Here is an 11,531-nt window from a genome sequence, read left to right on the forward strand (position 1 = left end):
ACCCCCTTGCTAAGGCCCGCGCGACTCTCGCGTCACACACGCCCCGGCAGCGCGATCGTGCGGAACCTTCCGCCTCCCCGCCGCGCTAGGGGAGATAAACAGGAAGGGCCCATACCCATGACCGCAATCGGCCAGGACAGCCTCGGCACCCGCGACACGCTCGACGTGGGCGGCAAGCGCTACGGCTATTATTCGCTGCAAAAGGCAGCCGCGAAGCTGGGCGACATCAGCCGCCTGCCCTTCTCGATGAAGGTGCTGCTCGAAAACATGCTGCGCTTCGAGGACGGCACGACCGTCACTCCCGAAGATGCGCAGGCGATCGTCGACTGGCAGAAGGATGCCCGCTCGAACCGCGAAATCCAGTATCGCCCCGCGCGCGTGCTGATGCAGGATTTCACCGGCGTTCCCTGCGTGGTCGATCTTGCGGCGATGCGCGATGCGATTACGAAGCTGGGCGGCGACGCGCAGAAGATCAATCCGCAGGTGCCGGTCCACCTCGTGATCGACCATTCGGTGATGGTCGACGAGTTCGGCACGCCCCAGGCCTTCGAGGCGAATGTCGAGCATGAATATGCCCGCAACGGCGAGCGCTACGAGTTTCTGAAGTGGGGCTCCAAGGCGCTCGACAATTTCCAGGTGGTGCCGCCGGGCACCGGCATCTGCCACCAGGTGAATCTCGAATATATCGGCCGCGGCGTCTGGTCGTCCAAGGCTCCCGACGGCGATGAAGTCGCCTATCCGGATACGCTGGTCGGCACCGACAGCCACACCACCATGATCAACGGCCTGGGCGTGCTCGGCTGGGGCGTCGGCGGGATCGAGGCGGAGGCCGCGATGCTCGGCCAGCCGGTGTCGATGCTGATCCCCGAAGTCGTCGGCTTCAAGCTCACCGGCGCGCTGCGCGAAGGCATCACCGCCACCGATCTGGTGCTCACCGTCACGCAGATGCTGCGCGCGCGCGGCGTGGTCGGCCGCTTCGTCGAATTCTACGGCCCGGGCCTGTCGAGCATGACGCTCGCCGATCGCGCGACGATCGCCAACATGGCGCCCGAATATGGTGCGACCTGCGGCTTCTTCCCGATCGACGACAAGACGCTCGATTACATGCGCCTCACCGGCCGCCCCGAGGAAGAGGTCGCGCTCACCGAGGCCTATTGCCGCGCGCAGGGCATGTGGCACGACGAGACCAGCCCCGATCCGATCTTCACCGACACGCTCGAGCTCGACATGAGCAGCGTCCAGGCCTCGCTCGCCGGTCCCAAGCGTCCGCAGGATCGCGTCGCGCTCACCGAGGTCGACGAACTGTTCAACACCGATCTCACCAAGGTGTACAAGAAGGGCAATCCGAAGCGCGTGCCGGTCACGGGCCTCGATCATGACATCGGCGACGGCGACGTGGTGATTGCCGCGATCACCAGCTGCACCAATACCTCCAACCCCTCGGTGCTGATCGCCGCGGGTCTCGTCGCCAAGAAGGCGCGCGAGAAGGGGCTGACGCGCAAGCCTTGGGTCAAGACCAGCCTCGCGCCCGGCTCGCAGGTCGTCACCGACTATCTCGCCAAGGCGGGGCTGCAGGACGATCTCGACGCGCTCGGCTTCAATCTCGTCGGCTATGGCTGCACGACCTGCATCGGCAACTCGGGGCCGCTCGCGCCGCCGATTTCCGAAGCGATCAACGGCAACGACATCGTCGCCGCCTCGGTCCTCTCGGGCAACCGCAACTTCGAAGGCCGCGTGTCGCCGGACGTGCGCGCCAACTTCCTGGCCTCGCCGCCGCTGGTGGTCGCCTATGCGGTGAAGGGCACGGTGACCGAGGACATCACGACGACGCCGATCGGGCAGGACCAGAACGGCGAGGACGTGTTCCTCAAGGATATCTGGCCCTCGAACCAGGAGGTCCAGGATCTGATCCTTTCCAGCGTCCGCGAAGACATGTTCAAGGAACGCTACGGCAACGTCTATGCCGGCGACGAGCATTGGCGGAAGATCAGCGTCGAGGGATCGGACACCTTCCAGTGGAACCCGACGTCGACCTACATCGCCAACCCGCCCTATTTCGACGGGATGGAGATGACGCCGGCGCCGGTGCGCGACATCGTCGATGCCAAGCCGCTCGCGGTGCTCGGCGATTCGATCACCACCGATCACATCTCGCCGGCCGGCAGCATCAAGGCGGATTCGCCCGCGGGCACCTATCTGCAGGAGCGCCAGGTCTCGAAGGCCGAGTTCAACAGCTATGGCGCGCGTCGCGGCAACCATGACGTGATGATGCGCGGCACTTTCGCCAACATCCGCATCCGCAACGAAATGGTGCCGGGCGTCGAAGGCGGCATGACGAAGTATGACGGCGAAACCATGCCGATCTACGACGCCGCGATGCGCCACAAGGCGGACGGAACGCCGCTCGTCGTGATCGCGGGCAAGGAATATGGCACCGGATCGTCGCGTGACTGGGCGGCGAAGGGCACGATCCTGCTCGGCGTCCGCGCCGTCATCGCCGAGAGCTTCGAGCGCATCCACCGCTCCAACCTCGTCGGCATGGGCGTGCTGCCGCTCCAGTTCGCCGAGGGCGTGAGCCGCGAGACTTTGGGCCTCACCGGCGACGAAAGCTTCACGATCACAGGCGTCGCGGACCTCCGCCCGCGTCAGGACGTCGAAGTCGAAGTCACGCGCGCCGACGGCTCGAAGGAGACGTTCCAGACCCGCTGCCGGATCGATACCGTCAACGAGCTGGAGTATTTCCTCAACGGCGGCATCCTCCAATACGTGCTGCGCAAGCTCGCCGCCTGAAGCACGTTGCGGGAGTGCGAAAGAAGGGGATCGGCGCCACTCGGCGTCGGTCCCTTCTTCGCTTCAGGCGATCGTCGCCACGGCGCGCCCGATCTCGCTCCAGATCGCGTCCAGATCGTCCTCGCCGATGCAATAGGGCGGCATGACGTAGAGCGTGTTGCCCAGCGGACGCAGCAGCACCCCCGCCTCGCGAAAGTGCGCGAGCAGCCGCGGCGCCAGATCCGAGAGATAGCCCGCGTCGGGCACCGCGATGTCGAACGCGGCGATCGTCCCCAGCGCGCGCGGGTTCGCCACGTTCGGCAGCGTCGCCGCCGCCGCGAGCCGCTCGGCCTGCCGCGCCGCCAGGGTCGCGACTCGCTCGCCCACCGGCTCGTCGCGCCAGATCGCCAGGTTCGCCGCCGCCGCCGCGCAGGCGATCGGATTGGCGGTGTAGCTCGACGAGTGGAAGAACATCCTGGCCCGGTCGGCGCTCCAATGCGCCGCATAGATCGGCTCGCGCGCCATCGTCACGGCGAGCGGCACCGCGCCGCCGGTCAGCCCTTTCGACAGGCACAGGATGTCGGGCACGACGCCTGCCTGCTCGCACGCCAGCAGCGTTCCGGTGCGTCCCCAGCCGGTCATCACTTCGTCGGCGATGAACAGCACGCCGTGGCGGGCGCAGATCGCCGCCATCTCCACGAGCACTTCGGCGGAATAAACCAGCATTCCCCCCGCGCCGAGGACCAGCGGCTCGACGATGAACGCCGCCACGACGCCGGCCGCGCACTCTGCCTCCAGCGCGTCGAGGCACGCCTGCTCGGCACTCTCGGCTGGAAACGGAATCGTGCCGACGTCGAACAGCAGCGGCGCATAGGCTGCGTTGAACACGCCGCGCGCACCCACCGACATCGCGCCGATCGTGTCGCCGTGATAGCTGTGTTCGAGCACCAGGATGCGGTGCCGCGGCTCGCCCCGGTTCGCCCAGAAGCCGAGCGCCATCTTCAGCGCCACTTCGACGCTGGTCGACCCGGAATCGGAAAAGAAAACGCGCGTCAGCTCCGGCGGCATCACCGCGCGCAGCCCTTGCGCCACTGCCTCGGCGGGTTCGTGAGTCCAGCCCGCGAAGATGATCTGGTCGAGCCGCCCCGCCTGCTCGGCGACCGCCGCCATGATGCGCGGATGGCAATGGCCGTGCGTCGTCACCCACCAGGACGAGATCGCGTCGATGATCCGCCGCCCGTCGGCGGTGTAGAGCGCCGCGCCCTCGGCACGCGCCACCTGCGGGATCGGCTCGCCCAACCCGTGCTGGGTGAAGGGATGCCAGATCGGCGAGTCGCTCATGCGAAGTCCGCCAGATCGAACTGCGCGGCGAACGCCGCCGCCAGCGTATCGGGCGTCAACGGGTCGAGCCGCGGCAGCCGGCCCAGCCGCCGCACGCCGCCAATCGCCGCGATCGTCGCCTCGCTGTCCTCGACCGCCTCGCCGACGAATGCGACCCCGTGGATCGCCACGCCGCGCGCGCGCAGCGCCTCGATCGACAACAGGCTGTGGTTGATCGTCCCCAACCCGGTGCGCGCCACCAGCACCACCGGCAGCCGCCAGCGCGCGAACATGTTGGCGTAGAGCAGGGTGCGCGTCAGCGGCACCAGCGCGCCGCCCGCGCCCTCCACCACCAGCGGGCGGACGTGCGGCAGCGCCAGCCGCGCCGGATCGATCTCCACGCCATCGATCTCCGCCGCGCGATGCGGCGAACAGGGCGTCGCCAGCCGATAGGCCTCGGGCAGCACCCGCTCGGGCGGCAGCCCCGCCAGCGCGGCCACCCGCGCGGCGTCGCTGCCGTCCTCCAGCCCCGCCTGCACGGGCTTCCAATAGGATGCGCCCAGCGCACCCGCCAGCGCGGCGGCGAACACGGTCTTGCCGATTTCGGTATCGGTACCGGTGACGACGAAGCCGCTCATCCCAGCGCCTCACGCAGCGCCTCCGCCAGCGCCGCGACCTGGCCGCGATCGACGTTCAGCGTCAGCGAAATGCGCAGCCGCGCGGTTCCTTCGGGCACGGTCGGCGGCCGGATACCGCGCACGTCGAACCCGCGCACCTGCAGCGCCTGCGCCACTTCCATCGTGCGGCGGTCCTCGCCCAGGACCAGCGGCAGGATCTGCGATCCGGTCGCCCGCACGCCCAGCGGCGCGAGCAGCACCTCCGCGTCACGCACCAGCTGCGAAAGTGCCGTCCGCCGCTCGGGCGCATCGGCCAAGATCTTCAGGCTCGCGCGCACCGCGGCCGCCATCAGCGGCGACGGCGCGGTCGAGAAAATGAAGCCGCGCCCGCGATTGACCAGATGGTCGATAACGACCTGCGGCCCACAGACCAGCGCACCCTCGCATCCCAGCGCCTTGCCGCAGGTGCGCAGGGTGACGACATTCGCCTGCCCCTCCAGCCCCGCCCCGAGTCCGCGCCCATCGGGACCGAACACTCCCGTCGCATGCGCCTCGTCGATCAGCAGCACCGCGTCATGCCGCGCAGCGACATCGGCCAGGTCGTCGAGCGGCGCGCGATCGCCGTCCATGCTGTACAGGCTCTCGACCGCGATCCAGGCCGTGCCGCGCCCGCCCGCGCGCCGCCAGCGCGCGATCGCCTCGTCCACCGCCTGCGCGTCCTTGTGTGCCACGCCCACACTCTCCGCGCGCGCCAGCCGCATCCCCTCGTGCGCGCTGGCGTGGATCAGCGCATCGTGCACGATCAGGTCGCCGCGCTGCGGCAGCGTCGCCAGCAGCGTGGCATTCGCGGCAAAGCCGCTGGAAAAATACAGCGCGGCCTCGCTGCCGAGGAACGCCGCCGCCTCGGTCTCCAGCGCTTCATGCTCGGCATGGTTGCCGCGCAACAGCCGCGATCCGCCCGACCCCACCGGCACGCCACGCGCCAGCGCATCCGCCACCGCCTCGCGCAGCCGTGCGCTCTCCGCCAGCCCCAGATAGTCGTTCGAGGCAAAGTCCGCGCCCGCACGCGGGTGCAGCGCGCGCCGCCGCCCGATCCGGCCGAGCCGTTCGAGATCCTTGCTCTGCGCGTCGAACACGGGGCTATTCCGCCGGGTTCACCGCGAACAGCTCGATCGTGAACAGCAGCACCGCGCCGCCGGGGATCGGGCCCTTGCCCAACGGTCCATAGCCCGCGTCGGGCGGCACCGCGATTTCGATCGTATCGCCCACCCCCATCTGCGGCACCGCTATCTGCCAGCCGGGAATCAGCCGCCCCAGCGGAAAGGTCGCCGGTTCGCCGCGTGCCCAGCTGCTGTCGAACTCGGTGCCGTCGATCAGCCGCCCGGCATAGTGGATCCGCACACGGTCGGTGATGCTCGGATGCTGGCCCGAACCGTCGCCCTTCACGCGCCGCCACAGCACGCCGCGCTCCAGCGGGCGCCACCCCTCGGCAGGATCGAGCGCGGCGAGCGCGGCGAACTGGCGGTTGTGCCATGCGGCATCCTGCGACCGCTCGGGCGCTTCCTGCGCGGCTGCGGGGGTCGCGAGAAGCATCGCGAAAAGCACGGGCCACATCACAGCACCCGCCCCGCGACCGCATCGAGCTTGGCGAGCAGCGCCGGGTCGCGAACGTGCGGCGCCGTGATCAGCGCGGTGTCGAGGCAAGTGTCGATCGGGCTGGGCTCGCGCTCCTGCGGCAGCGCGCGCAGCAGGTTCAGCACCATCGCCCGCGCCTTTTCGGCATTGCCCGAAAGCTGCGCGATCACCTGCGCCACGTCGACCGCTTCCTCCTCCTCGCGCCAGCAGTCGTAGTCGGTCACCATTCCCACCAGCGCATAGGGCAGCTCGGCCTCGCGGCACAGCTTGGCCTCGGGCATCGCGGTCATGCCGATGATGTGACAGCCCCAGCTGCGATAGAGATGGCTTTCGGCACGAGTCGAGAATTGCGGGCCCTCCATCACCAGACAGGTGCCGCCGGCATCGACCTGAACCCCGGTTTCGCGCGCCGCCGCCGCCGCCAGGCCGGACAGCCGCGGGCACACCGGATCGGCCATCGAGACATGCGCGACCATGCCGGTGCCGAAGAAGCTGGACGGCCGCCCCTTGGTCCGGTCGATGAACTGGTCGGCCAGGGTGAAGCTGCCCGGCGGCCGATCCTCGACCAGCGAGCCGACCGACGAAACCGAAAGCACGTCGGTCACGCCCAGCCGCTTCAGCACGTCGATATTGGCGCGCGCGTTGAGCTCGGACGGGCTGATCCGGTGACCGCGGCCGTGGCGCGGCAGGAACACCACCTGCGCATGGCCCACCCGGCCGCGGAATACCGCGTCCGAAGGGGCGCCCCAGGGGCTTTCCACCTCCACCCACTCGCCGCCTTCGATGCCTTCGACGTCGTAGAGCCCCGATCCGCCGATGATCCCGATCGTCCAGCCGCCCATGCGTGCCTCCCTGCCGCTTTGCGCGCGCCGCCCGACGCGCATAGAGTGGCGCTGATGCCGTCCGGCGTCGCATGTGTCGAGTTTCGTCTTCCAGGAGCCTCCATGAAGTTTCCCCTGATCGCCGCCGCCGCGCTCGCTGCACTGACCACCGCCCCCGCCCAGGCGCAGGATGGCGGCATCGCCGGCACCTGGCGCACCGAAGACGGCTCGGCGCTGGTGCAGATCGCTCCCTGCGGCAACCAGATGTGCGGCCGGATCACGCGGGTGCTGCGCTCCGACCGCGGGCCCAACCCGCTCGACGTGAACAATCCCGACGAATCGCTGCGCTCCCGGCCGATCCGCGGCCTCACCATCCTCAGCGGCTTCACGCGCGACGGCGCGGTCTGGCGCGGGCGCATCTACGATCCCAAATCGGGCAAGACCTATCGCTCGGTGCTCGAGCGAACCGATCCCTCGCGCCTCAGCGTGAAGGGTTGCATCGCGGTCTTCTGTCGCGAGCAGAACTGGAGCCGCGCGAGCTGATCGCCCCCTCCGCGCTTTCTCTCCGCGCTGTGCGTTGCAGTGCAGCAGAGACTCGTCACACGGATGGAACGATGTCGTCTCCGCTGCTTTCCTTCGCGGGGACCATTGCACAGGAGGGGTGCTTGCCGACCAGCTCGACGATAGATCTTCCCGCGCCGCCGGCGGACTTGCTGCGGAACGCCAGCCTGTTCCTCGATTTCGACGGAACGCTCGTCGAAATCGCCGAGCGGCCCGATGCGGTCGCGGTCGACGCGCGGCTGCTCGCGCTCGTGGCACGGCTGATCGATCGGCTCGACGGGCGCGTTGCCGTGGTCAGCGGCCGTCCGGTCGCGCAGGTGCTCGACTATCTCGGCGATGCGACTCCCGCGGTCGCCGGCAGCCACGGCATGGAGTTCCGCTTTTCCGACGGCCATATCGAAATGGTCGATCGCCCTGCCGCATTGCAGCAGGTCCAGGCGGAGATGGAGGCGCTCGCCGCGCGCCACCCCGGCGTTCTGGTCGAGGAAAAGCCGCTCGGCGCCGCGCTGCACTTCCGCCAGGCGCCCGAGGCCGAGGCCGCGTGCGGCGATCTGGCGACACGGCTCGCCGAAACCCACGGCCTCCATCTTCAGACCGGGAAGATGCTCTACGAAGTACGCACCTCGGGCGGCGACAAGGGCAAGGCGATCGCCACTTTCATGGCCGCGCCCGAACATGCCGGCATGCGCCCGATCTTCCTCGGCGACGACACGACCGACGAACCTGGGTTCGAATCGGCGCGCGCGCTGGGTGGCGCCGGGGTGCTGGTCGGCGATCCCCGCGCGACGGCAGCATCCTATCGGCTGGCGGACGTGTCCGCCACGCTCGCCTGGCTCGATCGCGCGGCGGAGGCGCTCGGAGCGTGAACGAGCCGACACTCGATCTCTGGCCGATCGGCAATTGCCAGGTCAGCGCGCTTGTCGACCGCGCCGGCAATTTCGTGTGGGGGTGCGTTCCCCGAGTGGATGGCGATCCGCTCTTCTCCTCGCTGATGCGCGGCGAGGATCCCGCGAGCGAAAGCGCGATGGGTCTCTGGTCGATCACGCTCGAAGACTGTGTCGCGGTCGAGCAGAGCTATCTGCGCAACACGCCGATCCTGATCAGCCGCCACATCGACGCGCACGGCAACGCGATCGAAGTCACCGATTTCTGTCCGCGCTTTCAGCGGATGGGGCGCACCTACCGGCCGGTCGCCTATGCCCGCATCGTCCGGCCGGTTGCGGGTAGCCCGCGCGTCCGGATGCGCCTGCGGCCGACCTGCCATCACGGCAGCGGCTGCCGCCAGCGGATCGGCGGATCGAACCACATCCGCTACACGATGGACGAACTCACGCTGCGGCTCACCACCGATGCGCCGGTCGGGCTGCTGCAGGAGGAACGCACCTTTCGCGTCGAGCGCCCGCTCCATTTCTTCCTCGGCCCGGACGAAAGCTTCGTCGGCAACATCGCCGCCACGATCCAGGACATGCTCTCGAACACCACGCTCGAGTGGCAGGAGTGGGTGCGCGGCCTCGCCGTCCCGCTCGAATGGCAGGAAGTGGTGATCCGCTCGGCGATCACGCTCAAGCTGTGCCAGCACGAGGAGACCGGCGCGATCGTCGCAGCACTCACCACCTCGATCCCCGAGCACGCGGGGTCGGAGCGGAACTGGGACTATCGCTACTGCTGGATCCGCGACGCCTATTACACCGTTCAGGCGCTGAACCGCCTCGGCGCGCTTGACGTGCTCGAAGCCTATCTCGGCTATTTGCGCAACATCGTCGATACGGCGCGCGGCGGGCATATCCAGCCGCTCTACGGCGTGCTCGGCGAATCGGCGCTGCCCGAGCGGATCGCACCCGATCTCGCCGGCTATCGCGGCATGGGGCCGGTGCGCATCGGCAACCAGGCGTATGAGCAGATCCAGCACGACGCCTATGGCCAGATCGTCCTCTCCAACGCCCAGGCCTTTTTCGATCATCGCCTCTTCCGCATGGCCGGGGCCGAGGATTTCGAGGCGCTGGAGCGCGTCGGCGAGCGCGCGTGGCAATTCCACGATCAGCCCGACGCCGGCCTCTGGGAACTGCGCACCCGGCAGAGCGTCCACACCTATTCCGCCGCGATGTGCTGGGCGGCGTGCGACCGGCTCGCCAACGTCGCCGAGCGGCTCGGGCTTAGCGAGCGCCAGGCCTTCTGGGTGGAGCGCGCGCGCAGCATCCGCGAACGCATCGAGCACGCCGCCTGGCGCGAGGGCCCGCGCTTCTTCTCGGCCACCTTCTCGGGCGAGGATCTCGACGCGAGCCTGATCCAGCTTCTCGACCTGCGCTTTCTGCCGCCCGATGATCCGCGCTTCCAGGGCACGCTGGCTGCCGTCGAGCAAGGGTTGCGGCGCGGCTCGCACATGCTGCGCTACGCCACCGAAGATGATTTCGGCCTGCCCGAAACCGCCTTCAACGTCTGCACCTTCTGGCTGATCGAGGCGCTGCATTTCACCGGCCGCAGCGACGACGCGCGCGCATTGTTCGAGGAAATGCTCTCGCGCCGCACCGCAGCGGGCCTATTGTCCGAAGACATCGATCCGGTCAGCGGCGAGCTATGGGGGAACTATCCCCAGACCTACTCGCTGGTCGGAATGATCAACTGCGCCGTTCTGTTGAGCAAACCCTGGAGCGCTATTCGATGACCCGACTGATCGTCATTTCCAATCGAGTGTCCGCGCCCACCGGCTCGCATTCGGGCGCGCAGGGCGGGCTGGCCGTGGCGCTGTCTGCGGCGCTGCGCGAATATAGCGGCATGTGGTTCGGATGGTCGGGAGAGATCACCGACCAGTTCACCGGCCATATCAATTTCCAGCGGCATCAGGGCGTCACGTCGGCGACGATCGACCTCGAGGAGCAGGACATCGAGGAATATTACAACGGCTACGCCAATCGCACGCTGTGGCCGCTGTTCCATTACCGCATCGACCTTGCCGAATATGAGCGCGATTTCGCCGGCGGCTATCAGCGCACCAACGAACGCTTCGCCGAGACGGTCCGGCCGCTGATCGAGCCCGAGGACGCGATCTGGGTCCAGGATTACCACATGTTCCCGCTCGGCAACGAGCTGCGCAAGCGCGGGTGCAACAATCGCCTCGGTTTCTTTCTCCACATTCCCTGGCCGCCGCGGCGCCTGCTCAACACGCTTCCCGAAGCCTCGGAGCTGGTGGAGACGCTGTTCGCCTATGACGTGATCGGCTTCCACACGCAGGAATGGCTCGAAAGCTTCGTCGATTTCGCGGTCCACGATCTCGGCGCCACGGCGTCGGACGACGACATCGTCTCGCTCAACGGCCGCTCGGTGAAGCTGCTCAACTGCCCGATTGGGATCGACGCGTCCGAATTCATGGCGATGGCCGACAGCGAGGCCGCCAAGGCCGCGTTCGAGAAGATGCGGCGCAGCGCCAACGGCCGGGCGATGATCGTCGGAGTCGACCGGCTCGACTATTCCAAGGGGCTCGAGGAACGGTTCCTCGGCTATGAGCGCTTCCTTCGCGAGCACAGCGAGGAACGCAAGGAAGTCTTCCTGCTCCAGATCGCCCCGCCCTCGCGCGCCGCGGTGGAAAGCTACCAGCGCATCCGCACCACGCTCGAAAGCCTGTCGGGGCACATCAACGGCGAGTTCGCCGATCTCGACTGGGTGCCGATCCGCTATGTGAACCAGGGCTATCCGCGCGACGAGCTGTTCGGCGTCTATCGCGCGGCCCGCATCGGCCTCGTCACTCCGCTGCGCGACGGCATGAATCTGGTCGCCAAGGAATATGTCGCCGCGCAGGATCCCGAGGATCCCG

The 11,531-nt window shown here is 68.3% G+C and carries 10 protein-coding genes (1 of these 10 only partly in view); 5 read left to right on the forward strand and 5 right to left on the reverse strand.

The genetic code is table 11. The features are described from left to right. Window positions 1-117: 117 nt before the first annotated feature. Window positions 118-2,790 (forward strand): aconitate hydratase AcnA, encoded by a 2,673-nt coding sequence (gene acnA, locus ACQ450_RS07490; RefSeq protein WP_431471102.1) that lies wholly within the window; start codon window positions 118-120, stop codon window positions 2,788-2,790. Between the two features lie 63 nt (window positions 2,791-2,853). Here the strand turns inward: acnA and ACQ450_RS07495 are convergent, their stop codons facing one another. From ACQ450_RS07495 to ACQ450_RS07515, 5 genes are read right to left on the reverse strand one after another with little or no spacing between them, the layout of a single operon-like run. Further along, window positions 2,854-4,110 (reverse strand): adenosylmethionine--8-amino-7-oxononanoate transaminase, encoded by a 1,257-nt coding sequence (locus ACQ450_RS07495; RefSeq protein WP_431471103.1) that lies wholly within the window; start codon window positions 4,108-4,110, stop codon window positions 2,854-2,856. Further along, on the reverse strand, window positions 4,107-4,727 hold the full coding sequence (gene bioD, locus ACQ450_RS07500; RefSeq protein ID WP_431471104.1) for a dethiobiotin synthase: 621 nt from the start codon (window positions 4,725-4,727) through the stop codon (window positions 4,107-4,109). The genes ACQ450_RS07495 and bioD overlap by 4 nt, the downstream gene beginning before the upstream one ends. Then, a complete protein-coding gene (locus ACQ450_RS07505) occupies window positions 4,724-5,842 on the reverse strand; it encodes an 8-amino-7-oxononanoate synthase (protein ID WP_431471105.1) in 1,119 nt (372 codons plus the stop codon). The genes bioD and ACQ450_RS07505 overlap by 4 nt, the downstream gene beginning before the upstream one ends. A 4-nt stretch (window positions 5,843-5,846) precedes the next feature. After that, on the reverse strand, window positions 5,847-6,299 hold the full coding sequence (locus ACQ450_RS07510) for an FKBP-type peptidyl-prolyl cis-trans isomerase (RefSeq protein WP_431471106.1): 453 nt from the start codon (window positions 6,297-6,299) through the stop codon (window positions 5,847-5,849). 20 nt (window positions 6,300-6,319) lie between these two features. Then, on the reverse strand, window positions 6,320-7,183 hold the full coding sequence (locus tag ACQ450_RS07515) for an S-methyl-5'-thioadenosine phosphorylase (protein ID WP_431471107.1): 864 nt from the start codon (window positions 7,181-7,183) through the stop codon (window positions 6,320-6,322). Between the two features lie 102 nt (window positions 7,184-7,285). Between ACQ450_RS07515 and ACQ450_RS07520 the strand changes: the two genes are divergently transcribed. The 4 genes from ACQ450_RS07520 to ACQ450_RS07535 form a co-directional block, all read left to right on the forward strand. Beyond that, on the forward strand, window positions 7,286-7,705 hold the full coding sequence (locus tag ACQ450_RS07520; protein WP_431471108.1) for a DUF2147 domain-containing protein: 420 nt from the start codon (window positions 7,286-7,288) through the stop codon (window positions 7,703-7,705). Between the two features lie 122 nt (window positions 7,706-7,827). After that, window positions 7,828-8,589, forward strand: coding sequence for a trehalose-phosphatase (gene otsB / locus ACQ450_RS07525; RefSeq protein ID WP_431471109.1), 762 nt, complete (start codon window positions 7,828-7,830; stop codon window positions 8,587-8,589). Then, window positions 8,586-10,385: a glycoside hydrolase family 15 protein gene (locus ACQ450_RS07530; RefSeq protein WP_431471110.1), complete on the forward strand. Its 1,800-nt coding sequence runs from the start codon at window positions 8,586-8,588 to the stop codon at window positions 10,383-10,385. Before otsB ends, ACQ450_RS07530 begins: the two co-directional genes overlap by 4 nt. Continuing rightward, window positions 10,382-11,531, forward strand: partial view of an alpha,alpha-trehalose-phosphate synthase (UDP-forming) gene (locus ACQ450_RS07535; protein ID WP_188056033.1) — the 5' portion only. 275 nt of this gene lie beyond the right edge of the window; 1,150 of the gene's 1,425 nt are visible here — the first part of the coding sequence; it begins with the start codon at window positions 10,382-10,384; its stop codon lies off the right edge, out of view. Before ACQ450_RS07530 ends, ACQ450_RS07535 begins: the two co-directional genes overlap by 4 nt.

Origin of the sequence: Sphingosinithalassobacter sp. LHW66-3, from assembly GCF_050703275.1 — a bacterium.
In the GTDB taxonomy this organism is placed as follows: Bacteria; Pseudomonadota; Alphaproteobacteria; order Sphingomonadales; family Sphingomonadaceae; genus Sphingomonas.